Here is a 26324-nt window from a genome sequence, read left to right as displayed (position 1 = left end):
GGTAGAGAGCCCCGCCGGCGCGAAATAGGGGAAGTCCACTCACCACCGAGAGGGAGAGCGAGTCACGATGAGCACGGTGTTGTTCGCGCGCCGGGCACGGCGGCCCAAGCCGGCCGTGCCAGGTGACGAGATACAGATCCAGGAGCCGCCCGCGGTACCCGAGGACCAGGGCGGCGGGATCAGCTCGGTCCTGATGTACGCGCCGATGGGTCTCGGCTCCATCGCGATGGTGATGATGTTCGTCCGGCCCGGTTCCGGGCTGATGTCCTACATCGGCGGCGGCATGATGCTGGTGTCGGTCATCGGCATGCTGATCGTGCAGCTCGTGCGCAGCTCTGTGACACACAAACAGAAACTGCACGGGCACCGGCGCGACTACATCCGCTACCTCACCCAGCTGCGCGGGCGGGTCCGCAAGGCGCTCGCCGCACAGCAGCGCGCGGCACGCTGGATCCACCCCGACCCGCGCGCGCTGTGGTCGATCGCGCTCGGCTACCGCCTCTGGGAGCGGCGCCCGGCGCAGGACGACTTCGGCGAGGTCCGCATCGGCGTCGGCACGCAGCGCTCGGCGATCAAGCTCCTCCCACCGGACACCAAGCCGATCGAGGACCTCGAACCGCTGGCCGCGCACGCCCTGCGCCGCTTCCTGCGGGCCTACTCCACCCTCCCGAACGCCCCGATCGCGGTGTACCTGCGTGGTTTCGGGCAGATCCAGCTCAGCGGCGACGACGCGGCCGTGCTCGACCTGGTGCGTGCGATGCTCGGCCAGCTCGCCACCGCCCACGCGCCCGCCGACGTCCGCATCGCGCTGTGCGCCACCGACGACCGGCTCGAACGCTGGGACTGGCTGAAGTGGCTGCCGCACAACCAGGACGTGGACAGCCGGGACGCCGCGGGCGCGCGAAGGCTGGTCGCGGAGGGCATCAGCGAGGTGGAGCTGCTGCTCGGCGGCCCGTCCTTCACCGGAAGGCCCCGGTTCGAGGCCGACACGCCGGTCACCGCGTCCGAGCCGTACGTGGTGCTCATCCTCGACGGCGTGCCGATCCCCGGCGACCACCGGGCCGCCGACGAGGGCTACCGCAACGCGGTGGTGCTCGACGTGTCCGGCAGCCTGCCGTGGCACCAGCGGGCGGGCGTGCTGTTCCTGGAGGTCGTGCCGGAGCAGGCGAGCACCGTGAGCTTCGACCGCCTCGGCAGGCCGCAGACCAAACCCCTGTGCACCCCCGACACGTTCAGCGCGACCGCGGCGTCCGCGCTCGCGCGCACGATGGCCAGGTACCGGGTCGGCGAGGTATCCGAGGACGAGGAGCCGATGGCCGCCGACTACGACCTGGCCGCGATGCTGGGGATCGGCGACGTCGCGCACTTCGAGCCGACGCGTTACCGCAGGGAGCGGATGACCGCCAAGCGGCGGCTGCGGGTGCCGATCGGCATCGCGGCCAACGGCACTCCGCTGGAGCTGGACATCAAGGAGGCCGCCGAGGACGGCATGGGCCCGCACGGCCTGTGCGTCGGCGCCACCGGCTCCGGCAAGAGCGAGCTGCTCCGCACGCTGGTGCTCGCGCTGGCCACGACGCACTCGCCGGAGGACCTCAACTTCGTGCTGGTGGACTTCAAGGGTGGCGCGGCCTTCCTCGGGTTCGACCAGCTGCCGCACACCTCGGCGGTCATCACGAACCTGTCCGAGGAGCTGGAGCTGGTCGACCGCATGCAGGACGCGCTGACCGGCGAGATGAACCGCCGCCAGGAGTACCTGCGTGCCGCCGGCAACTACGCGTCCCGCCGCGACTACGAGGCCGCACGGGCACAGGGCGTGCCGCTGGAGCCGATGCCCGCGCTGTTCATCGTGGTCGACGAGTTCTCCGAGATGCTGTCGAGCAAGCCGGAGTTCATCGACGTGTTCGCCATGATCGGCAGGCTGGGCCGGTCGCTGGGCGTGCACCTGCTGCTGGCGTCACAGCGACTGGACGAGGGCCGGATCCACAAGGTGGAGACGCACCTGTCGTACCGGATCGGCCTGCGCACGTTCTCCGCGATGGAGAGCCGCAGCGTCATCGGCGTGCCGGACGCGTACGAGCTGCCGAACAGCCCCGGCAACGGCTACCTGCGGCCGGACACGCAGACGCTCATCCGCTTCAAGGGCGCGTACTCGTCGTCGCCGTACCGGCCGAGGCGGCGCGGGACGGCGGACAAGTCGGCCGACCAGCGTGTCGTGCCGTTCGGGATGCGTTACATCGAGCCGCAGAACCAGCCGGACCCGGATCCCGAGCCGGAGCCGGAGGAGCAGGACAGCCTGGAGACGGTCCTCGACGTGCTGCTCACGCGCCTGAAGGACGTCGGCCCGCGTGCGCACCAGGTGTGGCTGCCGCCGCTGAAGCAGTCGGCGACGCTCGACCAGCTGCTCCCGCCCCTGGTGGACGACCCGAACCTGGGCCCACGCCCGGTCGGTGGCCTGCAGACGGGGAACCTGACCATCCCGGTGGGCCTGATCGACCTGCCCGCGCAGCAGAAGCGCGAACTGCTGGTCGCGGACCTGTCCGGCAGCAAGGGAAACGTGGCGGTCGTCGGCGGTGTGCAGAGCGGCAAGAGCACCATGCTGCGCACGCTGATCGCGGGCCTGGCGCTGACCCACACGGCCGCGGAGGTCCAGTTCTACTGCCTGGACTTCGGCGGCACGCTGACCGCGCTGGCGAAGCTGCCGCATGTCGGCAGCATCGCGAACCGCCTGGACCGGGACCGCGTGACGCGGACGGTGCTGGAGGTCACGAACCTGATGGCGAAGCGCGAGACGATCTTCGCCGACCACAACATCGACTCGATGGCCACCTACCGGCGGGCGCGCCGGGAAGGCAGGTTCACGGACGTGGATCCCTACGGCGACGTGTTCCTGGTCGTCGACGGTTGGTACACGGTGAGGCAGGACTTCGACGACATCGAGGACAAGTTCACGGAGCTGGCCGCCCGGGGTCTGAGCTTCGGCATCCACCTGGTGGTCGCGTCGAACCGCTGGTCGGAGATGCGCCCGTGGCTGCGTGACGTGCTCGGCACGAGGTTCGAGCTGAAGCTGGGCGACGCGGTCGACTCGGAGGTCAACAGCCGGTTCGCCGCGACAGTGCCCGCGATCCCGGGTCGCGGCATCACCCCGGACCGGCTGCACTTCCTCGCCGCGCTGCCCCGTATCGACGGCACGTCGGACACGGAGGACCTGGCGGAGGCGACGGTGGAGCTGTCCGAGGCACTGGCACTGCCGACCGCGCCGAGCGCCCCGAAGGTCAGGCTGCTGCCGCACACGCTGACCGTGCGGGAGCTGCCAGGCCCGGCAGCCCCGAGCCCGACGTCGGAAATGCGGGTGCCCCTGGGTATCGACGACGTTCAGTTGGCTCCCCTGTGGCACGACTTCGACGCGAGCCCCCACCTACTGATCTTCGGCGACGCGGAGACGGGCAAGACGAACCTGCTGCGACACATCGCGAGGGCCGTGGCAGCACACCACACGTCCGACGAGGCCCGCATCATGTTCGGCGACTTCCGCCGGGAGCTGCACGACTCGGTGCCCACCAGTCACCAGCTGGAGTACGCGGTGGGCGCGGAGGCTTTGGCCAAGTCGATCGCCGGTGCGGCGCAGGCACTCAAGGGCCGGATTCCGGGGCCGGAGATCAGCCCGAGCCGTCTGTCCAAACGAGACTGGTGGGAGGGTGGTCGGCTGTACATCATCATTGACGACTACGAGCTGGCGGAGACGGCGGGGCCGCTGGATTCTCTGGTTCCGCTACTTCCTCAGGCGGCGGATATCGGGGTGCACGTGATCATTGCGCGTAGTACGTCGGGGGCGAGCCGGACGATGATGAGCCAGGCGGTTCGGCGGATGTGGGAGTTGGGGACGCCTGGGTTGTTGCTGTCCTGTCCGAAGGGTGAGGGGTCGTTCCTCGGCAATCTGAAGCCGCGGGTTCTGCCTGTTGGTCGGGGGCAGTTCGTGAACCGTCGGCGTGCTGTGCGGTTGGTTCAGACGCCGTTGGTCGAGGGGTTCGTCAAGGAGGACAAGGGCTGAGTTTCTCCTGGAGTACCGGGCCGTTGGTCTTCGGACCTTCGGCCCGGTTTTCTGTGTCGTTGGTCCTGGGGCTGTTCGCGCCCGTTCGCTGTGTTAGCCACTCACCACCCCACAGGATTGAGTCGACCAAACCCCTCTCCACACGCCAACCCCCACCGACTCCCCCCGCCCCACCGGCCCTCCGCACCGAAGGACGCCTTCCTAACGGTGGGCGTTAGGAAAGCGTCCTTCGTAACCGGGGGCGTGCCGAAGGGTGCCTACGCAACCGTGCCCGTACCGAAGGACGCCTTCCTAACCGTGGGCGTTACGAAGGCGTCCTTCGTAACGCTGGGCGTTAGGAAGGCGTCCTTCGTTGCAGTGGGCGCACCGAAGGCGTCCTTCGGTGCGGTGCAGTGGGTGCGTGGGCCGAAGGCGCCCTTCCGTGGGTTCGGCCTCCGCAGGGGGTCAGGCCTCCGGTGTGGTCACCTCGACCACCCTCGCGGGGCGAAAGCCCCGTTTGCGGCCGGCACCGAACATGCGGACCAGCAGCAGCGTGGCCAACACCAGGCAGACGGCGCCGATCATGCCCGCCGAGGCCAGGACCGGCCCCATTTCGTCCTCAGGAACGACCGGCGCGGCGTTCGCGCCGGGCGGCATGACCATGTCCGGTTTCGCGCCCGCCTCCTCCGGCAGCACGGTGGTCACCGCGGCCAGCGGGTTCACCATGCCCCAGCCCAGAGCCGGGTCCGGCAGCGTCAGGGCCGGGTGCGTCGCCGTGGCCAGCAACCGGTGTTTGACCTGTGCGGCGGAAAGCCCCGGCCGGTACGCGCGGACAAGAGCCGCCACCCCGGCCACGAACGGCGCGGAGTAGCTGGTCCCGTTGCCCTTCCAGTGCCCCGGCCCACCCGGCCCCAGCCCCAACACCTCGACCCCCGGCGCCACGAGTGACACGAACGGCCCGGTCTGCGAGAAGTCCGCGTGCTGCCCCGCCTCGTCCACCGCACCGACCGCGATCACCGAGGGGAACGCCGCCGGGTAGGTGACGGGGTCGCCCTCGTTGGCACTGTTGGCCGCCGACGCCACGAGGACGACGTCGCGCTCCTCCGCGTACCTGACCGCGTCCGCCAGTGCCGGGTTCGGCTCGGTCGTGCTGGCCGACACGTTGATCACCCGTGCGCCCTCGTCGACCGCGACCCGGATGCCGAGCGCCATTCCCTCGGGGGTCAGGGAACCCGGCGCGTTCGGCGTGTCGGTGGTCGCGCACCGGATCGGCAGGATGCGTGCTCCCGGCGCCACACCGGCATATCCCGTCCCCTCGGCAGGCACGGCCGCGATGATCCCGGCGACGAACGTGCCATGCCCGAAACAGTCGCTGTCGGCGGGCTCGTGTCCTGGCCGGGTCGTGTCGACCCCGGGGAGCACCACGCCCTGCAGCTGTGGCACGTGACCGTCCACACCGGTGTCGACGACGCCCACGGTCACGCCCGCCCCGTCGGTCAGCGGCCACACCTTGTCCGGCGCTAGCTGCCGCTGCGCCCACGGTACCGAGGGATCCACACTCTGCGGCGGCGGCAGGCACGGTTCCTCCTCCTGGGAGGACGACGGCTGCGCGTACGCCGGTGCGGCCGGGACGACCACGAGAGCGCAGGCGACCAGCAGCCCGGCAAGCCGTCTCACGACGCCACCGCCGCTGCCGCCTCCTGCTGCCAGGCCACCATCGACGTGGTCAGCCGCGCGACCACCTCGGGATCGTCGACGAGCCGCAGCGAACCCTGGTGTCGCCGCGCGAGCACGCTGTCCAGCTTGGCGAGCACGACGAGATCGCGTTCGTCGAGCTCGGTGGTCGTCGGTGTCTCGCCAGGCGCCAGCTCGCGGTAGAGGACGGCGATCCTCGGCGCGGTCGGTGCCCCGTCGTCCTCGGACTCCTCGTCGTCCTCCTCGGCCGTCCGCACCGCGAGCGCCTTGAACCGCGCCCCTGCGACGAACACCGCCTCGTCGATCGGCCTGCCCAGCATCAGCTCGGACGTCCGGCGGGCCGAGCTGGGCCAGATCAGCACGTCCAGATCGGCGCCGGGCATCGTGACGTCGAGATCGATGCTGCCCGCGAGGAAGCCTGGTTCGGTGAGCACCGTGCCGGGCGCGCTCCGGTGCTCGAGTGACTCGTTCACCCTGCCCTGGCGCAGAACCGCGCGCCGGTGCGTCGGCAGGCGGCGGATCCCCGACATCAGACAGGGAACCTGCCCGTCGAGCACGCCGCTCTGGCCGCCGCGCAGGGCTCCGTTGAGGGAACGTGCACCGCCGTCACCGCGCCCGAGGAAGAGGCAGACGGCGACGTAGTCGGCCTTGGCCCCGAACGAGTCGTCCACGCGCATGGAGGGCCAGGTGGCCATGGCGGCGTTCACGGTGGCCAGAGCCTCGCCGAAACCCTCCCCGGCCGCGGACGTGAACCGCGCCTGCTCGCCGGTGGTACTGGCCCGCCCCGGCACGACAAGCGCCCGCCCAGCCGCGCGCGGTTCGGGTACCGGCTGGACCGTGGTGTCCGGACCCGCCAGGTTCTCGACGACAGGCGGTCGCACGGTTTCGGGGGGCGCCACATCCTGGCGGGCCGCGGGCTCGACGTGTTCCGGCTGGGGCGCCGGTGTCGGTGGTCCGGACACAGTGGACACAGGCGCGGCGGACGTCGTCACGACAGGCGGCACCGTCGGAGGCACGGCAGACCCGTCGACAGGCCACGCACCCGCCGTGTCACCACGCCGCGGATCAGCAGGCTCGAACCGACGACTCACCCCGGCAGCCGACATCGGCGGCACAGCCGCCGGCGCGGACTCACCACGCCACGGACCACCCGAACCGGCAGGCGGCACGGGAGGGGCAGGCGGCCCACTGAACTGCGGTCCGGCCATGGCAGCCGGCACCGGAGGCCCGCCAGACCCCGGGCCATGAGGCCCGCTCAGACCGGACGCAGGCATCAACGACGTCTCAGGTCGCGGGCCCATCGGCTCTCTCGCACCGGCAGCGGTTGGCCCAGCGGGCGGCGAGCCGACCGGCCCACCCGCTCCAACACTCGGCGGCGGCGACACGAACACAGGCGCCAAAGGCCCATCCGCGACCGGCACCGAAGGCCCGGCAGATCCCGAACCCGTGAACTCCCTGTCGCCGGCAACCACCGATCCCGCAGGCGGCAAGCCCGCCGGCCCACTCGAACCAGCCACCGGCGCCGATGGCACAGCAGGTGAACCAACCGGCCCGCCAGAACCGACAGCAGACATCGGCGGCACCAACCCTGGCACCGGTCCACCGGCCCCCGAGCCTCCCTCCCCACCCACCGACGGCAAGGACGGCGACCCAACCGGCCCACTCGAACCGACGACCGGCACCGAAGGCGCACCGACTGGTCCGCCAGAACCAACTGTCGGCACCGATCCACCAGACCCTGAACTCACACCTGGCAACGGCGACCCACCCGAACCGGCAGCCGCCCCAGACGGCGTCGACCCAAGCACTGGCCCGCCATATCCCGAACCCACCGGGCCACCAGCACCCGGAACAGGCGACGAACCATCCAGCCCATCCGAACCGGCCGCCGGCACAGACCCGGCTGCCCGCGGCTCACCAGACCCCGCACCCACAGCAGGCACAACCTGGCCACCCGAACTACCAGGCGGCACAGACCCAGCACCCGGCACAACCTCCGCCTTTGAACCGGCAGCCTGCGGAGGCACGGAACCAGGGACCAACGGCCCACCAGACCCAACATCCACCCCAGGCACAGACGGCCCACTCGAGCCACCAGCCGACACAGGCCGGCCCGCTACGGAGCCGCCAGACCCCACATCCACAGCAGGCACAACCTGCCCACTCGCACTACCAGCCGGCGCAGGCCCAGTCGCCAACGCCCCGCCAGACCCCGCACCCACACCCGACACAGACGGTCCACTCAAGTCTCCAGCCGACACGGACCCGGCCGCCAACGCCCTACCAGACCCGGTACCCGACACAACCTGCCCGCCCGAAGCAGCAGCCGGCACAGACCCGGCCAACGGCCCACCAGACCTCGCACCCACAACCGACACCGACGGCTCAGCCGGCCCACTGGCAACGGCAACCGGTGTCGTCAGCTCAGGCGCGGACCCGCCAAGCGTCGCCCCGATCGCGAACTCGTCCGGCTCGGGTGGAGCGACCACGAACCCGCGCCCAGGCAACAAACCGTCCTCTTCGGACACCGAAGCCGCCCGGCGCTTGCGCCCACCAGCCCACCGGTCAAGCGCGTGTTCGGCCTCCTCGTCCATCACCCCGGCCATCCGCACCCGCACCACCGCCCGCTGCTCAGCAGGCAGAACAGTCAACAACTCCTCCGCCGCCGCAAGCACCGGCAACCCCGCAGCCTGCCCGGAAATACCCAACGTCAACGTCCACCCAGCCGGGTCGAACGGCGCGGCCTCCGCAGCCGGATCAGCCGACGACCCGTCAGCGGCCCGAAGCACCAGCCCGGACGGCACGACATCCGCCACCACCGCCCCACCGGCATGCCGATACGACCGCCGCCCCTCCCGCTCCCACCCGGGCGGCGCAGCGGCGATGTCCAGCACCCGCTGGTCCCCACCCCCGGCCCCCTGCTGCAACACCAACGGAAACGGCCGGTAAAGCCGACCACCGGCAGCATCCGGCACGATCGTCGACAACGCCCCGTTCCGCGTTCGCACCTGCCTCCCCGCACTGAACACCACATCGCGCGACAACCGCATCGCAAGCTCGGCCTGCCAGATGTGCGACGCCGCATCGGGAACCGTCGGCACCAGCATGATCGGCCGGTCGGGCAAACCACCAAGCAGCGTGGCCACGACAGCGGGCGACGGCACCGGCGAACCGAGGACGAGCTTCGGGAACCGCTGGTTGACCGGCACCTCGAACGCGGTAGCAGAACCGATCACGAGACCACACGGCACCGGCGACGCAACGAACCCGTCGACCTCGACCGGCGCGTCCGGCACCCACGACTCCCACTCCGGCAACGGGAAACGCGCACCGGCGAACTCCCCGGCCGAGTACCACCCCGTCCCCCCGACCCCGTGTCCCGCGTACAACGCCGCGCCCGGCATGGCCGCGACCCCACCATCCGGCGCGACGACGGGAACACCGAGCGACGAGGCCAGCTCCGACACCGCGGCGGAGGCGGCAAGGCTGCCGACGCCCACCCACACCGACTCCACACCGTCCAAGAAGGACTCCAGGAGCACGGGCAGGTCCTCCACGAGCGAAGGCACCTCGTGCGCGCCGGGTGTGGCCAGCACCAGGAGCTGCCCCGGCTCCACGGGGGCGGCACCGACGAGCCGGTGGTCCAGCCCCGCCTCGTCACGGTGCCGGACCAGCACGTGCCGCTCGTGCAGTGGTTCGGCGACCAGCAGGTCGAGCTGATGCATCTCTCACTCCCTGGTGTGGCTCACCTGGCGGTAATCAGGTCTTCCTGGGTCAGCAGGGTGAGGTCCGCGGCGTTCGCGTTGGGGTCGGTCGCCAGCCGGGACGCCTGTCGGTCGGTCATCCGCTCGAACACGCGCCGCGCGGTGCGGCCGTTGCCGAAGGTGCCGTCCTTCGGGATCTCCTCGAAGTACTTCAGCAGCGCCTCGCCCGCGTCGTCGTCGAGCCGGTAGTCGTGCTTGGCGCACTGGGTGCGCACGATCGTCACCAGCTCGTCCGGCGTGTAGTTGGCGAACTCGATCGTGCGGCTGAAGCGGGACTCCATGCCGGGGTTGGCGGACAGGAAGTCCGCCATCTCCTTCGAGTAGCCCGCGGCGATCACCACGACGTCGTCGCGGTGGTCCTCCATCAGCTTCACGAGCGTGTCGATCGCCTCACGACCGAAGTCGGGGCCGTTGCCACCCCGGCCACTGGACAGTGTGTACGCCTCGTCGACGAAGAAAACCCCGCCCAGCGCGGACTCGAAGGCCTCCGTGGTCTTGATGGCCGTGCCACCGATGATCTGCGCGACCAGGTCCGCCCTCGCGACCTCGACCAGGTGCCCCTTCCGCAGCACACCCAGCTCCGCGAGGATTACGCCGTACAGCCGGGCGACCGTGGTCTTGCCCGTGCCGGGCGCGCCCGCGAACACCAGGTGCCTGGCCATCGGCGGCGCGGACAGGCCCGCGTCCATGCGCCGTTTGGCCATCTTGTTCAGGTTGATCAGTGACGTCACCTCGGCCTTCACCCCGGCGAGCCCGACCAGGTTCTCCAGCTCCTGCACCGGGTCCGAGCCACGTCTGGGTCGCGCGGGCGCCTGGGCAGGTGCGGGCGCGAGGACGTCCGCGGTCGCCGTGGTGCCGAAGGCGTCGGGGGCGAGGTTGCCGCTGGTGATCAGGTCGATGACCTCGATCGAGGTACCCGGTCTGGTCTGCCGCACGCCGCTGCCGTGGTTGTCGCGGACCGTGCACTTGGTGACCCGCACGGACTCCTCGGTGTCGACCCGGATCCCGTCCGCCGAGCCGCCGGAGAACTCCGACTCCGTCACCGACCCCGACGAGCCCTCCGCGAACAGGCAGCCCATACCCGCACTGCCCTGCACCCGGCATCGCACGAGCGAGAGGTCCGCGCCGCTCCCGGCGTGCACGCCGTCGCCGCCCGTTGCCTCGATCGCGGCCTCGCTGAGTGCGAGCGTCGCAGCGGTCACGCTCACACCGGCGCCCACGGTCTTGCGGACGCTCAGGCCGTTGACCGTCGGCCGCGCCGCCTCGTCGACCATCAGCCCGGTGCCGCCGCCCTCGACCTCGACGTTCTCCATCGTGCCCCGGCTGCCCACCAGCGCGATCGAGTCGCCGTCGCAGCCGAGCACGTGCAGCCTGCGGAACAGCGGGTCGGCCCCGCCGTCCACCCGCACCCCGGACTGCGTGCACAAGGACACCGTGAGCTGCTCGAACTCGGTGACGCTCCGCTCGCTCACCGAGACGCCGATACCGTCCACATCGGACACGGTGGACGCGGACACCGTGCCGCCGCAACGGCCGCCGAAGTGCATGCCGCGGCCACGCGTGCCGGAGACCTTCATGCCACGCAGTGTCGGGGTGCAGCCCTCGGCCACGAAGACACCCTCCGCCCCGGCCCGTTCGACCGTGCAGTCCTCGAGGGACACCCGGTCCGTCGTGGCGAGGTAGAAGCCGATGGCCATCGCGTCCATCACCGTCAGGCGGGTGGCCGACAGGCCGGCGCCCTGCTCCACCGCGACGGCGGGCTTCCCCGTGCCGGACACCGTGGTGTCCTCGACGGTGAGCTGGCCGCGGCCGTTGAGGCAGATGCCGTTGCCCGCGGCGTCACGCACCGCGCACGAGCGCACGCGCAGGTTGCCGTCGTCGGCCACGACGATCGCCGAGGTGCCGAGCGCGTCGAGCCGGCAGCCGTCGAGCACGCCGCCGTTCGGGGAGGTCACCACGACTCCGGCGCCGACCGTGTTGTGGATGACGCAGTCGCGCATCAACACCATCCCCTGGTCGCGCGCGAACACTGTGGCCCACGCCGATGCCCGCACCTCGCACTCGGTGATGGACAGCTGACCTCGGACGACCAGCACGGCGGGACTCTCCGTGTCGCCCGCGACGATCGTGATGCCGGACAGTGCGGCGGAGTCGGCGGACAACGTCACGGTCGGCCCGCTCCTCGCGACCACCTGGACGGTGCCGGGGCCGTCCTCCGCGGTGATCGTGACGGGCTTGGACAGCACCAGGTTCTCGTGATACCGGCCGGGACCCACGACGATCAGCGCGCCTTCCGTCGCCCCCGCGATGGCGTCGGAGATGCTGCGCTGCCCGTGCCCCGGGATCTGCGAGATGACAATGACGTCCTTGCTCACGGTCGCGACTCCTCCGCCTCAACACTGGTCGCTGCGCTCATCCGCTCGGCCACCTCTTTCGTTCGTCACAGGACGCTCGTCCCTCGCTCCCGAGCCCTGCTCCTCGTCCGGCTCCTTCGTTGCGCTCCTGTCACGCGCCCACGAGTTCCTGCCGTGCGCCGAGGCCGGACATCGCCAGCGCGTGGCGCGTCCGGCAGCCCGCCTTCGCGAACAACCTGGTGAGGTGCTTCTCCACCGTCTTCGAGCTCACCCGCAACGAGAGCGCGATCTGCCGGTTCGTCTTGCCCGACCGGATCAGCTCGATGATCCGCAGCTCCACATCGGACACGTCGGACTGCCGCACCCTGCGCACCGGCACGGCGACACCGCAGCCCTCCATCGCCCGCCTCGTCGTGGTCACGAGCTTCGCCGCCCCCATCGAACGCGCCAGCTCGTAGGCCTCGGACAGCCACGGCCGCGGCTCACCGGACAGGTGTGCCAGCCGCTGGCAGGCGAACGCGAGCTCGAACCGGGTGCCCCGCGCGCGCACGACCGGCTCGACGGCCCGCACGCTCGCCCCGTCGCCGTCGACCAGACCCCGCACGAGCAGGCAGGTCTCGGACTCGGGGCCGTAGCGAGCGAGTGCGGCACGCAGGACCGCGCGTGCGCGGTAGCGGTCGCCCGTGTCGGTGGCGAGCGAGGCGAGGCGGGTCAGCAGGCGTGCGGCGCCGGGTTCCTCGAGGCGCTCCGCGTGTGCGGTGTACCAGTCCCAGCCGTAGGACAGGGCGTCGGCGGAGTCCTGGTCCAGCAGTCCTGTCGCGACCCAGCCACGCAGCCCGGGGAACAGGGTGTCCTCACCGACGGCCGCCAGCCACGCGGCGGCCTGGCGGTCCTCACCGCGCCAGCCGCAGATCTCGGCCGCGAGCAACCGGGCGGCGTCGAGTACCGGCTCACCCACGGAGAGGAACTCCAGTTCCCGTGCGGCGCTGAGGGCGTCGGCCCAGTCGCCGTCGGCGTAGCCGCGGCAGACGCGGTGGTAGGCGGCGAGCGGTCCCCCGGTCGGTGTCCGGTAGAGGGGGCCGAGCACGGATCTCAGTACCGGCACGAGGTCTCGGGTGTCGGCGTGCCCGTCGAGTACGCCACGCACTGGGCGGGCGAGCCGACCGAGGCTCTCGGCGACGTCCGCGACCCGCAGCCGCGCCCCGGCGAACCACCGGTCGGCGAGGGCGAGCGCGTCACCGGCGAGTGCGTTCCGCACGGCGTCGGACACGGCCTGACCGGTGTGCATCGCGGCGAGCGCCGCGGCGGCGGCGAGCTCGTCCCGCTCCCCTGCGTCGTCGAACACACCGCCCGCCCGCGCCACCACGTCCGCGACGAACGCGGCGAGTCCCTCGTAGTCCGCCTCGGCGATGAACTGCCGCGACAGCCGGTCCGACGGCACCACCGGGTGCGACGGCTCGGCCACCGTGGCACCGATGGCCCTCGCGCGGCACCGCAGCCTGCCGTTGGCCTCGTGCACCAGCACGCCGGCACGCACGAGCCGGTCGACGGCGTGACCGAAGTCGAGTGCCGAGTGCCCGGAGGACTCGGCAAGCTCGGGGATCTGGTCGACCCGGAACCCGCTCTCGCACGCGGCCAGACCGACGAGCACCCGCCCGAGGGCGTCCAGCTCGTCGAGCAGCCGGTGTCCCGAGGGCAGCGCGATCGGCGCGCGCGGCGCGCGCAGGGCGAGCACCCCGTGCACCTTCGCGAGGCGGCCCTCGTCGAGCAGGCTCTCCACAGTGGACACCAGGGTGCCCGCGTTCCCGCACAGGGGGCCGAGGTTGTCGCGCAGCGCGCGCGGGACGGCCTCGTCGACCGGCGCGGCAGCGACCTGCCAGAGCAGGCGGCCGATCTCCTCGTTGGTCAGGGGCGCCAGGTCGACGACGACGTCGGCGAGCGAGCACAGCTCCCTCGGCGCGGTGGTGCCGCACGCGGCGACGACGGTGTGTCCGGCGCGGTGCATGGGAGCGAGCGCGGACACCGGCACCTCGTCGGCGTCGTCGACCACGATGACGAGCCGGACGCGGATACGGGTCAACAGCACGCTGATGGCACCGAGCAGCCGGTGGCGACTCCCTGGCGTGGCATAGGACTGCGGCACGCAGAGCCTGCTCACCGCCTCGATCGCCTCGGCGACCCTCGGGTTGACACCGAAGGCCTCGAAGTCCGCGCGCACCGCGGTCAGCAGCGCCCCGGCCCGGAACTCGTCCCACACGGGCCCGCCGCCGAGGTCGAGGACCGCCCCCGCGCACTCGGCACGGAAGCGCCGCAGCACGGCGGTCTTCCCGCTGCCCGCCGGTCCGCGGACCACCAGCAGCGCAGGCTCCTCGCTGTGCCTGCGCAGCTCGTCGAGCTCGGCACGGCGGCCGACCAGCTCGTGGCGTTGCCATTTCATCGCGGGATCCCTCGCCTCCACACACTCTGCGGTTGAGTTGGGAACACTTGGTTTTCCGTGGGCTAGCGTTGTCGGGATAGGCGGCTGTGTCGTTGGGTCTGTCCCCCCAGTGCATGGGTGGTAGCCCTGCGTGTTCGCGGGGGCTGTCCCCCGCCGCGGGTAGGGCTATCCCCCACCTGAACCTTCGGCGTCGCCCGGCGCGTGGTTCTCGGTAGGGATTGGTTCAACCATCGGGGGTGGTCACGGCATGCTGGACGAGATCGTCGCGGCGAGACGGCCGCTCGTCCTGGTCACCGGCGCCGAGGGCATCGGCAAGACGACCCTGCTCGCGCAGCTCAGCGACCTGTTGCTGCGCAAGGGCTGCCGCGTGACGGCGAGCCGCGCCACCGCCAGGGGCGACCTGCTGCCGATCCGGTTCGCCCCCGGCGAGCACGCCGTGCGGCTGCCGGCACCCGACCAGGCCGGGGCGCCGTTCGGCCCGGTGCAGGGTGCCGCCGACAACCCCGAGCTCGCGCGGCGCGTCGCCACGATGATCGCCACCCCCAACACCGTCCTGCTCATCGACGACGCCCAGTGGCTCGACCCCGACTCGCTCGCCGTGCTGCACGCGCTGGTCCGCGGCAGGACGCGGTGCGTCTGCGCCTTCCGTTCCACCCCACCGACCCCGCGTATGGCCGCGGTGCTGCGTGACCTGCGGGCCGCTGACCTCGTCGACCAGTTCCGGCTCGTGCCCGCCACCCACCGCGCGGTCGCCCGCGAGGTGACGACGATGCTCACCGCGTCGCCGGAGCCCGCGCTCACCCGGCGGGTGCGCGAGCTGAGCCGTGGCCTGCCCGCCGCCGTCCGGGACACGGTGGAGGCGTTGCTGCGCAACGGGTCCGTGCAGGTCGTGGACCGCAGGGCCTACCTGGTGCGGCCGGGCACCCCGGTCGTGCCGCCGGCGGACAACCAGCTCGTCGAGGCCGTCCGCGACCTCGGCGCGGACTGCTGGGCTGCTGCGAAGGCGATGGCCGTGCTCGCCCCGCTCGGCACCGAGGTGCCCACGCTGCTCGCCGAGGTCCTGCGCGTCGAGGAACCGGACGCACAGGCGTTGCTGGACCGGCTGGCCGACGCCGGTGTCGTGCACCGGGGCCGCTCGTGGCGGTTCGTCGTGCCGTTGGTCGGCGCCGCGCTGTTCGCGTGCCTCGGCCCGTTCGAGCGCCGGGCACTGTCGGCCGCGGTGGTGACGGCGGTCTGGACGAACACGGCGGTGTGCGACGACCAGGACTACCTCGCCGACCGCATCGCCGACGCGGGTGCGCTGGTCGACACCGAACGTGCCCTTCGCGAGCTGTTGCACCGGGCGGCGGCCGTGCGGGACGACCGGCCCGAGTGCGCGCTGCGCTGGCTCGCCGCCGCGACCGAGCTCGCCTGCGACCAACGCCAACGCGCACGGGTCCTGCTCATGCACACGGCCACCTGCTTCGTGCTCGGGGACCACGACCAGTGCCTGCACGGCGCGCTGCGGCTGCTCGAGGACCACGCCGACCAGCTGTCGCCGGACACCACGCAGGAGGTGGCCGCGATGGCGACCGCGGCGCTCGGCGCCGCGGGCAACCGTGAGGCGCTCGGCGAGGTGGTGGCGGGACAGGGCCACTGGGCCGGTCGCTCGACCGTCACGCACGCACTGGCCTGCGGGTGGCTGGACCGCTGGCGGGAGGCACGTGACCTGCTGCGCGAGTCCGGGTGGGACGAGGGAAACCCGACCTCGGCCATGCTCGGCGGGCTGACCGCGACGATGGCCGAGCTGTGGACCGGCTCGCCGGAACGGTTCGAGCGCAGCCTCGCGGGCCGGCGCGACTGGCCGCTGCGCTCGTCGCGACGGCACCTGCTCGACCAGGTCGACAGCCACGTCTCGGCGCTGCTCGTCACCGGCGACACGCACCGGGCGGAGCGGTTGCTCGCCGAGGAAGGGCTGGCCGCCGAGGAGCTACCGCTGTACTGCCGGTCGATGCTGGCGGCGGCACGCGGCGACGCGGAGGCGGCCGTCGACCTCGCCCGCAGGAGCATCGCCTGCGCGGAGACCCGCTCGGCAGGCATGTACGCGAGCACGGTGTCGGTGCTCGTCGCCCGGGGCGAGCTGGCCACGGCACGGCAGCTGCTCGACACCGCGCGTGCCACCCCGCCCACGCTCGCGCACCTGCTGGACCTCGCCGACGCACAGGTGGACCGCGCGTTCGGCGACGACGACGGCGCGAGCGCCCGGCTGCGGCGCTGCGTGACCGAGTCCGGTCTCGCGGTCGGCATGGACGTCGTGTGGAGCGAGCTCGTCGACCTGGCACTGGAACGCGGCGACCGCGCCGAGGCCGAACAGGGCCTCGCCGCGTTGGAACGCCTGTGTCAGACCAGTCGCGCGACGATGCTGACCCTGCTGGCCCGCGCGACGGTCGACAAGGACCACGAGGCGGCCCGGGAGTGCGAGCGGCTGGTTCGGGAGCGTGCGCAGCCGCTCGAGCAGGCGATCGTGCTGGACCGCCTGGTCAGGCACGGCGGCGCCGACCCGAGGCTGCTCGCCGAGGCGTACGGGCTGCTCGGCACGCTGGACGCGGTGCTGTACCGGGCGTGGTCGCGCAACGTGATGCGTGACCACGGCGTGCCGGTCCCCGGCCGCAAGGAGACGGTCGCGGAGAACGAACGCCTGCTGGCGATGCTGGCGGCGGGCGGCCTGAGCAACAAGCAGCTGGCCGCGGCCCTGCGGACCAGCGACAAGAGCGTCGAGGGCCGCCTGTCGCGCCTGTTCGTCAGAACCGGCTACCGCTCCCGGATCGAGCTGTCGACGGCGATGCTCAACGGCGAGTACCGGTCCGCGTCGGAGAACTCCTAGCCACCATGAGACCGGATCGGAAGGGGAGGCCGATGTCACTGCTCACGAAACTCCGCCCGCGGAGCGTGCACCACGGCGTCACCACCGTCGGCAACGCCGTGGTGGTGCACGCCCCGGACGGAATGAGCCCCGACGCACGCTCGCTCGCGTCGGCGTTGCCTGCCGACCCGGACAACGACCTCGTGGTGGCGGACATGCCGACCACCGTGGAGAGCACGTTCTGGGAGTACGTCGCGACTTCGCTGCCCCGCAGCCGTCGCGGCCTGCGCCTGGTGCTGACGAACGGGTCCCGCGAGCTGGGTGGGCCGGCAGGTCACTGGCTGTCCGCCAGGCTCGGCCGCACGGTGCTGGCTCCCGCGGGCATCCTGTTCCGCGACCTGAACGGCGGCCTGTTCGTGGACGCGGGCCCCGGCACCGGCTGGCTGCGCTTCCAGCCCGGCAGCGAGCCGGCACGTGAGGCGAAGCGCTTCCCACGCCCGTCCTGGGAGTCGTTGCTGGTCAACGAGCGGTTCGGGACGGGGAAGAGCACCGCGGAGCCGATGCCGTCCGGCCTGTGGCTGCGCCCGGAGGGTGACAGGGGCCGTCTGGACGCGGGCAGGAACCGGATCACGCACTCGATCCCGTGCAGGCCGGACGTGTTGACGATCGCGCTGGGCGGCCGCGACCTCCCGGAGCTTCCCTTGGACGACGTGGTCTCGCTGTGGGAGGCCCTGCCGCCCGCCGACCACCCGAAAGTGCGGTTCGTCCACTTCGGACCGGTGGCCACCCCCTCCGGAACCCCGCTGGGCCAGGCACTGGCCGACCTCCTCGACGAGGAGATCACCTGCTACACGGGCATGCCGGTGGGCAGGTCGGATGTCCACCTCCTCCGCGAGGACGGCTCGCACGGCTGGAACGCGTTCGTACAGCAGCTCACGTACTCACCGCACGGCACGGTCCCGAAGCCGGCGGCGTACCGCGCCCCGCTGTCCGGCCTCCGCGAGCTCGCGCCGGGCACGTACGAGTACGCCCCGGACGTGGTGCTGGAGGTCGTGTCCGCGGGCCTGTGGGTCAGGCCCGCCGAGGCCCCGGCCAACGCGGACGAGCCGCGTGCCACCCCGGTGGACCCCGCGACGATGCTGCTGCTGCACGAAGACACGCCTCGCATGCGGACGGTCGCGCAGGAGGTGCACGGGAAGCTCGACTACGCCGCGAGGCTGGCGAGCCGTCTCGTGGCGACCTCGCCGCCGGACGTGGCGACGGTCGAGGAGTTCGACTGGCTGACCGAGTCCGTGCCCACGACGTCCCTCCCGGTGGACCTGAGTACACCGCTGTCCGAGGAGGGGATGACGCAGACCCGCGCGAGGGTCCGCGAGTCATGGCCGAAGGAGTTCGGTCCGAAGGCCGACCCGGTCCGGGAGATCGTCGCGGCGCACCCGAAGCTGGCCGCAGGCGCGCCGGAGGACGCGTTGGCGCTGCACCTGTACCTGACGGACCAGACCATGAACAAGGCCCTGCGTGACGGCAGGAAAGGCCCGTACGTGGACCTGGCCCGCTGCGCTGTGACGGCGTTGAGGGCACTGCCGCAGCACCGGGGTGGCACGGTGGCGACACTGACCCCCACGGCGGCGCAGTGGGACTTCTACCGCCACAACACGATCGTGACCGAGCCCGCCTTCCACAGCATGCTGACCGCGCCGCCCGCGCCCGGCGAGGGCGAGGCGGACCTGCTGGTGTGGTCGATGACCGCCCGCAGGACGGCACCGCTTGACGCGACGGTGGCGGACCGGGTGGTCTTCCCTCCCGGGACACGCTTCAAGGTCCTGGAGCTGACCGACGGCGAGCGTCCCATGCTCCTGCTGCGTGAGCTGTCTCCCGCGGAGATCTTCGCCGACGGCACGGTGGACGAGACCCGCCACTCGCTCGACCAGCTCGCCACGACCTCCCTGCGACGCTTCGCCGAGATGTGGAAGCGACCGGCCACGAACGAGAACCCCTTGCCGGAGGCCGTGTTCCGGTTCCCGGGTGTCGAGTGACCGAGCAGTTCTGACCGTGGCCAGCGGGGAAAGCGGGAGTGCTAAGGGGTTGTGTTCCTGGAAGAAGGAAGCCCTCCCATGGCCCCACTGGCCACGATCACGCCGGGATCAGCTCGCCGAGCCGGTCCAATGTATACACGTCCGATCCGTCGGGCAGCTCGCGAGGCGCGTCGACACCGACGAACGTCACCGGCCCGTCGAGTGCTCGACCGTCCCAGATCGTCACCTCGGTCCGCGTGCGCCACAGGCCGACGAGGTAGGACATGGTCAGGTACCGCCGCTCCACCAGTGCCCGCACGCGGTGGGCCGTGGTGAACGTGTTGCCTTCCACCCGGTTGAACGCCGGCGTGCCCCGCAGGTACAGGTGCAGCCACACCGCCTGCCAACCGTGCTCGCCCCTGGCGAACACCACCGGTAGCGCCACCCGGCCCTGGCCGTGCAGCCTCGAGCGTGACCGCACGGTCCGCGCGTCGAACGGCGCGCCGCCCTGGTCGCGCCCACGGGTCTGGTACCCGAACATCGACTCCGCGACCTCGTCGAACGACTCGCCCGCGTAGACGTGGACCTGCGGCACCACGTACTGCCCCATGCCGGCGAGCGGCACGTCGATGAACTCGGTCGCGCCCTCGCGTGCGTCGGTGACGTCGCCGGAGTGCACGCAACCGCGTCGGCGTGGCGAGAGAGACGTCGCCGCCGGAGACCTGGCAGGCCAGGCGCAGTACGTCGGTCGTGGTGTCGACCGCGACGAGAGGCCGGCCGAGGACCAGCCGAACCCCGTTGAGCACGGCACGGTTCTCCCGCACCGGGATCTCAGCGGGCTGCTCGTCGTCCACACAGGACACCGCGAGCTCGCTGAGGATCGCCAGGTCGGCCTCGCCGAGCGGCGTCACACTGCCCGCCATGGACAGGTAGAGACGCGCCGCCTCCGCCTCGACGGTGTCGCCGAGGTGGAGCACGGTCAGCCGGTCACCCGCCGAGGCGACGAGGTCGTCGTGCGCGGCCAGGAGGTCGGCGTAGGTGTGCTGGTAAGTGCCGTAGCCGGGGAGGCTGAGCAGGTCGATCCCGCCGGAGGTGACCGCATCGCGCAGCTGGGCGTCGGTCGCGTCACCGGTGAGCACGGCGGCACGCAGCCGCTCGACCCAGAACTCGACGGTGTCGGGCACGCCGTCCGGGAAGCCGACGAAGTAGGCGTTGTGCTGGACGTGGTCACCGACCAGCTCGCGAACCGAGGCCACGACCGTGGCGGCGAGGTCCATGGCCGGACCCGTCGCCAGGCCGCCGACGTGGTCGAGCAGGGCCCGCGAGGCGGAGAAGCCGACGCCGAGCAGAGCCGCGTCGAGCTGCCGGGCCACCGCCGTGCCGTCGCCGTGGGCGCCCGCGCTCGCCGGCACGCGCAGCGTCTTCTGGATGATCAACTTCTCGAGCACGGGTCTCCCCTTTCCGTCATCTGGTGGGTCGCCGGGGACTCGAACCCCGAACCTGCCGGTCCGGTAGAAGAAGGAAGCGCACCCATGTCCGCGTGAGCGGAAAGCGGGCGCACTAGTTCAGCCGGCTGCTCTACCCATTGAGCTAACGACCCATGGGTAATTCGTGAACAAACAAAAGAAACCGCCCTGATCGGTTTCCCGAGGGGCGGCTCCTGGTCGTGACATCACCACGTCACGGCGGGGAGCCCTCGTCGATGGACCACAGTTTGGCCTGTTCACGGCCGGCAAGCGGCATGGCGGCGGGGCACCACCTCGCTCGCTGACGCTTTCGGCCGGTCATCATTTCCCCTTTGGTCAGTTCAACGAGGACAATCATGACCGCGCCCCGCCCACCCGTCAACGGAATTTGCCCCGGCGGCCGGGAGTGCTGCCGTCCCTTCGGCACAGCCGGGCGGCCGAGCCGGAGCCCGGCCGCCCGTCGTGTCAGAACGTCAACCGGGGGTCCGTGGCGACGGCGGTCAGCACCTCCTGGCTCACGGCGAGGCCGTTCTGTCCCGGCTCGGGCTTCGCCGTGGTGTCGGCCTGCACGATCACGCCGTCGGTGCGCAGGTGCAGGACCGTCAGACCCTGGCTGTCGCCTCCGCCGAGGCCGTAGACCCGCAGGTGGGAGCCGTCCTGTTGGGGGGTGTCGCTGAGGAGCGGTCCCCAGCCGCCGCTCGCCGCCGGGTCGCCGACGAGGTCGAGCGTGTCCTTGTCGTGGTAGACGAAGACCGTCACGTACCGGTGTGTGGTGCCGCTCACGAGATAGGCACCGCCGACCCCGCGCCTGCCATCGACGACCATCAGGGGGCCGCTGTCCGGCTCGGTGAACTCCAGTCCCGGCACCCGGTCGTGCAGCACCGCCGGGATCACCTGCCCGAGGTTCGCCACCACCTCGTCCGACCCCGGGAAGGTCGGCGGCGTCGAGGGCGGCATCGACTCGGCCGGCTTGCCCTCCCCCGGCGGCGTGGTCGAGACGACCGAGCCCGACGGCCCGGCACCCACCCGTACGTCAGACGAACCGGCCATGCCGGACGTGGCGAACACCGCCGCGGCGGCCAACGCCACGCCGCCGGTCGCGAAGGCGGTCGCCCCGGCGGCCAACCTGCGCCTGCGTCGGTGCGCGGCCTCGGTCACCACGTCGTCCGGGTCGAAACCCAGTGGCGGCTCGCCGGTCACCGCCGAACGGAACTCCTCCGCAAGCCGATCTTCGATCATGACAACTCACTCCTCAACGCTGCCTCGGCCGCCGGGTCGAGTGCGGCCTTCATCGCAGCCAGACCACGTGCGGCCTGGCTCTTGACAGTGCCCTCGGAGCACCCGAGCGCCTCCGCCGTCTCGGCGACGGAGAGCGACTCGAAATAACGGAGGACGAGCACCGCTCGCTGCCTCGGCGGTATCGCGGACAACGCGTCGAACAGCTCCCCACGCAGGTCCTGTCGCTGCTGGGCCCAGGCCGGGTCGACCGCGCCGTCGACGGCGTCCGGCACGAGGCCGTCCCGCCGCTCGGCACGGCGCCACGGCCTGCGCAGCTCGTCGAGCCAGCAGCGGAGCAGGGTCCTGCGTGCGTAGTTGACCGGGCGGTCGGTCCGCACCATCCGAGGCCAGGCGCGGTACATCTTGATCAATGCGGTCTGCACCAGATCCTCAGCCAGGTGCCAGTCGCCGCAGAGCAGGAACGCGCTGCGCCGCATGGCCATGGCATGACTCCGGGCGAACTCCCGGAACCGGTCCTCGTCGGCTTTCCGCATGTGTACTCCCTTCGCACCGCGGTTACTTACGGAACCGGTTCGCGAAGGGTTGCACGGCCGAGTGCCGCGCATCACGAGTAGTTAGCTCTGCTTCAGAGGTAATCTGGGGCGGTGACGGACGTCCCCGACGACTTCGCCGACGTGCTCCACGGAGTGCACCGGCTGATGCGGCGCACCCTGCGGGCCGGTGTTGTCGGCCCGCCGATCCGCGGTGCGCAGGTGGAGCTGCTGCGCCTGGTCGACAAGCACCCGGGGGTCCGCGTCTCGCACGCGGCCGAGCGGCTGGGCCTGGCGGGCAACACGGTGTCGACGCTGGTCAACGAGCTGGCCGAGGCCGGCCTGCTGCACCGCGAAAAGGCGGCCGACGACCGGCGGGCGGCGGTGCTGCACCTCACCCCGGTCGCCGAGAAACGGATGCGTGACTGGCAGGAAAGGCGCGAGGCACTCATGCGGGAACAGGTGGGACGCCTGTCGGTACCGGACCGCGCGGCACTGGCCGCGGCGGTGCCCGCCCTGCGCAGGCTCGCGCAGGGCCTGCGGAAGGAGGTGGACGGCACATGACGACCGGTTCCGCGGTCGACTGCACCGGCTTGGTCTACGCGTTCGGCACGAACCGGGCGGTGGACGGTGTCGATCTCTCGGTGGCCACCGGAGAGGTCTTCGGCCTGCTCGGCCCGAACGGCGCGGGCAAGACGACGACGATCCGCGCGATCACCACCCTGCTGCCGGTGGCGGCGGGCATGGTCCAGGTGTTCGGCAACGACGTGGCCAGGGAGAAGATGGCGGTCAGGCGACTGCTGGGCTACGTCCCACAGGCGCTCTCGGCCGACGCCGGACTCACCGGCAGGGAGAACGTGACCCTGTTCGCCCGCGTCTTCGACGTGCCCCGCAGGGAGCGCCGCCCACGCGTGGCGGCCGCACTGGAGGCCGTCGGTCTCACCGACGCCGCCGACCGCCTGGCCAAGACGTACTCCGGCGGCATGATCCGCAGGCTGGAGCTGGCGCAGGCGCTGGTCAACGCGCCGCGGCTGCTGGTGCTGGACGAGCCGACCATCGGACTGGACCCCATCGCCCGCACCGAGGTGTGGGAGCACATCGGCGCGGTGCGGGCCGCCACCGGCATGACCGTGCTGGTCACCACCCACTACATGGACGAGGCAGACCAGTACTGCGACCGCGTCGCCCTGATGCACCGAGGCCAGATCCGCGGCCTGGGCACACCCCGTGAGCTGAAGGACAACCTGGCGGCCACCAGGGGCGACGGACCACCGCCGACGCTGGAGGACGTCTTCCGCCATTTCGCGGGGCGCGACCTGGCCGACGCGCACGAGGACCAGAAGGAGAGGTTCAGCGATGTCCGCCGCACCCGCCGCACCGCTTCCCGGCTCGGTTGAGACCTCACCGCTGCTGCTGACGCCACCCAGAGCCCGCACCGGCTGGCGGGTGGTGGCAGCCCGGGTAGGCGCGATGTGCGTGGTCGAGCTGCAGAAGCTGCGCCACGACCGCACCGAGCTGTACACGAGGGCGATCCAACCGGCCCTCTGGCTACTGATCTTCGGCGAGACCTTCACCCGCATCCGCGCGATCCCGACCGGCGGGATTCCGTACCTCGACTACATGGCACCGGGGATCATCGCCCAGTCCGCGATGTTCATCTCGATCTTCTACGGCATCCACATCATCTGGGAGCGCGACGCGGGCGTGCTCACCAAGCTGCTGGTCACCCCGACACCGAGGGCGGCGCTGATCACGGGAAAGGCGTTCGCGGCAGGCGTCAAAGCGGTCGTCCAGGCGGTCGTGGTGGTGGTACTGGCCGCGCTGCTGGGCGTGGGCATGACGTGGAACCCGCTGCGGCTACTGGGTGTCGCGGTCGCCGTGGTCCTCGGCTCGGCGTTCTTCGCCTGCCTCTCCATGACGATCGCGGGCATCGTCCTCACCCGCGACCGGCTGATGGGCATCGGCCAGGCCATCACGATGCCGCTCTTCTTCGCCTCCAACGCCCTGTACCCGGTCGACGTGATGCCGGCGTGGGTCCGCGCCATCAGCACGGTGAACCCACTCACCTACCAGGTCGACGCACTGCGAGGTTTACTGCTCGGCACACCGGCCCACCTCGCCACGGACTTCGCCGTCCTGGTCGTGGCCGCCGCGGCGGGCGTGGCAGCCTCCTCGTCACTGCTGGGCCGCCTGGCGCGCTGAACGGGAAGAAAGTGGATCGCCGGGGACTCGAACCCCGAACCTGTCGGTTGAAGAAGAGAGAAGGAAGCGTTGCCATGGCCGCACGTGCGTGCGGAGGGCGGCCACGCTACTCGGCGACTGCTCTACCCTTGAGCTAACGACCCAGGTTGCCGAACGTCGAGGTGCCAGGAGTCGAACCTGATCCATCGCCTTATCAGGGCGCCGCACAGACCGCCATGCTCCACCTCGTACACGAGCCTCCCTCGGGGTCTCGAACCCCGCTGACGAGGCGGGTGCTCCACCAATCGACCGCGAGAGGCACGTGTGGAGAGCGGTCGGTGGGCATCGAACCCACTTCTCCGGTTTGGAAGACCGGCATGTCCGCCGAGTTCACCACGACCGCGTAAACCTGCCCCAGACAGAGAAAGCCGCCCGGACCGGTTTCCCGATGGGCGGCTCCCTGGCGTGCCATCACCTCGTCACGACGGGAGCCTTTCGCCTTTGATGCCGGCCATCTCTTCTCCTCTGATCTGGTGAAACCAATGATGACCGACGCCTCGCCGACCATCAACCTGTTTATCGAGACGGCCGGCTGCCCGGGAATGCAGGTGGGGCCCTGGACATGTCCAGTCCAGGGCCCCGTTGTCCCGCCCATTTGCGCACACCAGCGACGTTTAAGAGGTCGGATCAGTCCTTAGGTCGTCGTGCTCTGCCGTTGAGCTACAGCCGCACGTGGAGCGGCCAGCAGGATTCGAACCCACACCCCGACGAGTCTTGCCCGGCCTCGAGTGATCTGGCGTTCGGCGGAAATGCTGAGTCTGGAGCGAGAGTCTGAGATTGACCTCGGCTGCCTCTGCCTGTTGGGCTATCCCGGCGTGGGGTGCCGGGAGAGGGATTCGAACCCCCACTCTTACCGAGCGATTCAGGCTGACGTTTCAGCTTCAGCTTCACGCTCCCTTCTGGGAGCGCATCCCCGCGCTCCAGCGGGGAGTCCGTGGTGCTACCCGAACAGGTAGCCGAAGATCACCTCGCCAACGTGGTGGTCGGTGATCTCCATGTTGTTGGCTTCCTCCCGAGCGAACTTCACCGCGTGCTGGAGCTTCTCCACGCGGTCGAGCAGCTCGTTGACGCGCTGCGCGGGCAGCGCGCCGGAGAACTTCACCGTGCTCCAGTAGCCGACCGGGATGTCCTCGTAGTACACCTCGACCTGCGCCGGGTGCTTCTCGGTCGCCTCGGCCTTGACGTGGTTGCGCGGGACCTTCTTGGTGCGGATGGTGCGGACCTGCTCGGTGCGCCAGCAGTCGGCGGACCCGTCGAAGCCCCAGTCCTCGGCCGCGTCCAGTAGCGGCAGCTTCTTGACGAACGTGTGCAGGTCGGTCAGCTGCTTCTCCAGGAAGAGCAGGTAGGACACCGGCACGTCACGCAGCAGCGTCTGGCCGTCGACCACGATGTCGGCCTTGGCCACGCAGTTGGCCCAGTCCTTGGTCGCGGTGACGTCGAACAGGCGGGTCAGCATGGCGGCGGTCCTGCGCAGGACGTCCTCGGCCTTGACCTGCACCCGTGTGGACTCCGGCGGCAGTACCTCGCCGTCTTCGTCCTTCGGCTGGTAGGTCCGCGAGATGCCGGCGAGCAGCGTGGGCTTCTGCAGCCCGTGATGAGCATCGGTGAGCTCCCGGAGCGAGCCGCTCTTGACACTCTTCTCGACCGCGATGATCTGGTTCAGCTTCGTCATGCCGTGCCCCCTTTACCGGGGGCACCCTATAGACCGAAATGG

The 26324-nt window shown here is 71.1% G+C and carries 17 protein-coding genes and 4 tRNA genes; 9 read left to right on the top strand and 12 right to left on the bottom strand.

Annotated features, from left to right (window positions below):
- Positions 1–67: 67 nt before the first annotated feature.
- Positions 68–4048, top strand: a complete 3981-nt coding sequence (gene eccCa, locus CLV71_RS35960) for a type VII secretion protein EccCa (RefSeq protein ID WP_133907369.1) — start codon at positions 68–70, stop codon at positions 4046–4048.
- A gap of 444 nt (positions 4049–4492) precedes the next feature.
- On the opposite strand, the gene mycP is transcribed toward eccCa, so the two are convergent.
- Together mycP and CLV71_RS35950 are read right to left on the bottom strand one after the other, a co-directional pair.
- Positions 4493–5704, bottom strand: a complete 1212-nt coding sequence (gene mycP / locus CLV71_RS35955; protein ID WP_243867044.1) for a type VII secretion-associated serine protease mycosin — start codon at positions 5702–5704, stop codon at positions 4493–4495.
- Complete coding sequence (locus tag CLV71_RS35950) at positions 5701–6714, bottom strand: hypothetical protein (protein ID WP_133907367.1); 1014 nt, start codon at positions 6712–6714, stop codon at positions 5701–5703. The genes mycP and CLV71_RS35950 overlap by 4 nt, the downstream gene beginning before the upstream one ends.
- A gap of 2146 nt (positions 6715–8860) precedes the next feature.
- On the opposite strand from CLV71_RS35950, the gene CLV71_RS35945 reads away from it, so the two are divergent.
- Positions 8861–9442, top strand: a complete 582-nt coding sequence (locus CLV71_RS35945; RefSeq protein ID WP_133907366.1) for a hypothetical protein — start codon at positions 8861–8863, stop codon at positions 9440–9442.
- A gap of 25 nt (positions 9443–9467) precedes the next feature.
- Here the strand turns inward: CLV71_RS35945 and CLV71_RS35940 are convergent, their stop codons facing one another.
- Complete coding sequence (locus tag CLV71_RS35940; protein WP_133907365.1) at positions 9468–11861, bottom strand: right-handed parallel beta-helix repeat-containing protein; 2394 nt, start codon at positions 11859–11861, stop codon at positions 9468–9470.
- A gap of 130 nt (positions 11862–11991) precedes the next feature.
- A complete protein-coding gene (locus tag CLV71_RS35935) occupies positions 11992–14277 on the bottom strand; it encodes a helix-turn-helix transcriptional regulator (protein ID WP_133907364.1) in 2286 nt (761 codons plus the stop codon).
- A 247-nt stretch (positions 14278–14524) separates the two neighbouring features.
- Here CLV71_RS35935 and CLV71_RS35930 point away from each other — a divergent pair, with 247 nt between their 5' ends.
- Both CLV71_RS35930 and CLV71_RS35925 read left to right on the top strand, forming a co-directional pair.
- Entirely contained in the window at positions 14525–17140 is a 2616-nt protein-coding gene (locus CLV71_RS35930) for an AAA family ATPase (protein ID WP_133907363.1), read from the top strand.
- A 32-nt stretch (positions 17141–17172) separates the two neighbouring features.
- Positions 17173–19155, top strand: a complete 1983-nt coding sequence (locus CLV71_RS35925) for a hypothetical protein (protein WP_133907362.1) — start codon at positions 17173–17175, stop codon at positions 19153–19155.
- A gap of 97 nt (positions 19156–19252) precedes the next feature.
- On the opposite strand, the gene CLV71_RS49730 is transcribed toward CLV71_RS35925, so the two are convergent.
- Positions 19253–19813 (bottom strand): hypothetical protein, encoded by a 561-nt coding sequence (locus tag CLV71_RS49730; RefSeq protein ID WP_243867042.1) that lies wholly within the window; start codon positions 19811–19813, stop codon positions 19253–19255.
- 14 nt (positions 19814–19827) lie between these two features.
- Here CLV71_RS49730 and CLV71_RS49725 point away from each other — a divergent pair, with 14 nt between their 5' ends.
- On the top strand, positions 19828–20067 hold the full coding sequence (locus CLV71_RS49725) for a hypothetical protein (RefSeq protein ID WP_243867040.1): 240 nt from the start codon (positions 19828–19830) through the stop codon (positions 20065–20067).
- A gap of 342 nt (positions 20068–20409) precedes the next feature.
- On the top strand, positions 20410–20649 hold the full coding sequence (locus CLV71_RS49720; RefSeq protein ID WP_243867038.1) for a hypothetical protein: 240 nt from the start codon (positions 20410–20412) through the stop codon (positions 20647–20649).
- Here CLV71_RS49720 and CLV71_RS48125 read toward each other — a convergent pair.
- The 3 genes from CLV71_RS48125 to CLV71_RS35910 all read right to left on the bottom strand — a co-directional run bounded on the left by CLV71_RS48125 (position 20604) and on the right by CLV71_RS35910 (position 22372).
- Positions 20604–20734: transfer RNA gene (locus CLV71_RS48125), tRNA-OTHER, on the bottom strand. The genes CLV71_RS49720 and CLV71_RS48125 overlap by 46 nt on opposite strands.
- Before the next feature lie 331 nt (positions 20735–21065).
- Positions 21066–21839 (bottom strand): hypothetical protein, encoded by a 774-nt coding sequence (locus CLV71_RS35915; protein ID WP_133907361.1) that lies wholly within the window; start codon positions 21837–21839, stop codon positions 21066–21068.
- Entirely contained in the window at positions 21836–22372 is a 537-nt protein-coding gene (locus tag CLV71_RS35910) for a SigE family RNA polymerase sigma factor (RefSeq protein WP_133907360.1), read from the bottom strand. Before CLV71_RS35910 ends, CLV71_RS35915 begins: the two co-directional genes overlap by 4 nt.
- A gap of 111 nt (positions 22373–22483) precedes the next feature.
- Between CLV71_RS35910 and CLV71_RS35905 the strand changes: the two genes are divergently transcribed.
- Genes CLV71_RS35905 through CLV71_RS35895 form a run of 3 tightly spaced genes read left to right on the top strand, consistent with a single transcriptional unit; the run spans position 22484 to position 24571 of the window.
- Positions 22484–22933, top strand: coding sequence for a MarR family winged helix-turn-helix transcriptional regulator (locus tag CLV71_RS35905; protein ID WP_243867036.1), 450 nt, complete (start codon positions 22484–22486; stop codon positions 22931–22933).
- Complete coding sequence (locus CLV71_RS35900) at positions 22930–23766, top strand: ABC transporter ATP-binding protein (RefSeq protein ID WP_133907359.1); 837 nt, start codon at positions 22930–22932, stop codon at positions 23764–23766. Before CLV71_RS35905 ends, CLV71_RS35900 begins: the two co-directional genes overlap by 4 nt.
- A complete protein-coding gene (locus tag CLV71_RS35895) occupies positions 23726–24571 on the top strand; it encodes an ABC transporter permease (protein ID WP_133907358.1) in 846 nt (281 codons plus the stop codon). The genes CLV71_RS35900 and CLV71_RS35895 overlap by 41 nt, the downstream gene beginning before the upstream one ends.
- Before the next feature lie 12 nt (positions 24572–24583).
- Here CLV71_RS35895 and CLV71_RS48120 read toward each other — a convergent pair.
- The 4 genes from CLV71_RS48120 to CLV71_RS35885 form a co-directional block, all read right to left on the bottom strand.
- Positions 24584–24714 (bottom strand) — tRNA-OTHER (locus CLV71_RS48120).
- 13 nt (positions 24715–24727) lie between these two features.
- Positions 24728–24799 (bottom strand) — tRNA-Ile (locus CLV71_RS48115).
- Between the two features lie 81 nt (positions 24800–24880).
- Positions 24881–24953: transfer RNA gene (locus CLV71_RS35890), tRNA-Gly, on the bottom strand.
- A 597-nt stretch (positions 24954–25550) separates the two neighbouring features.
- The gene (locus tag CLV71_RS35885; protein WP_133907357.1) at positions 25551–26282 is read right to left on the bottom strand and encodes a DUF7873 family protein; all 732 of its coding nucleotides are present in this window, start codon (positions 26280–26282) and stop codon (positions 25551–25553) included.
- Between the last annotated feature and the right edge of the window lie 42 nt (positions 26283–26324).

It is taken from the genome of Actinophytocola oryzae, from assembly GCF_004364325.1.
Taxonomy (GTDB): Bacteria; Actinomycetota; Actinomycetes; order Mycobacteriales; family Pseudonocardiaceae; genus Actinophytocola; species Actinophytocola oryzae.
The sequence above is the reverse complement of the archived record's forward strand: the minus strand, read 5'-3'. Positions and strand labels throughout refer to the sequence as shown.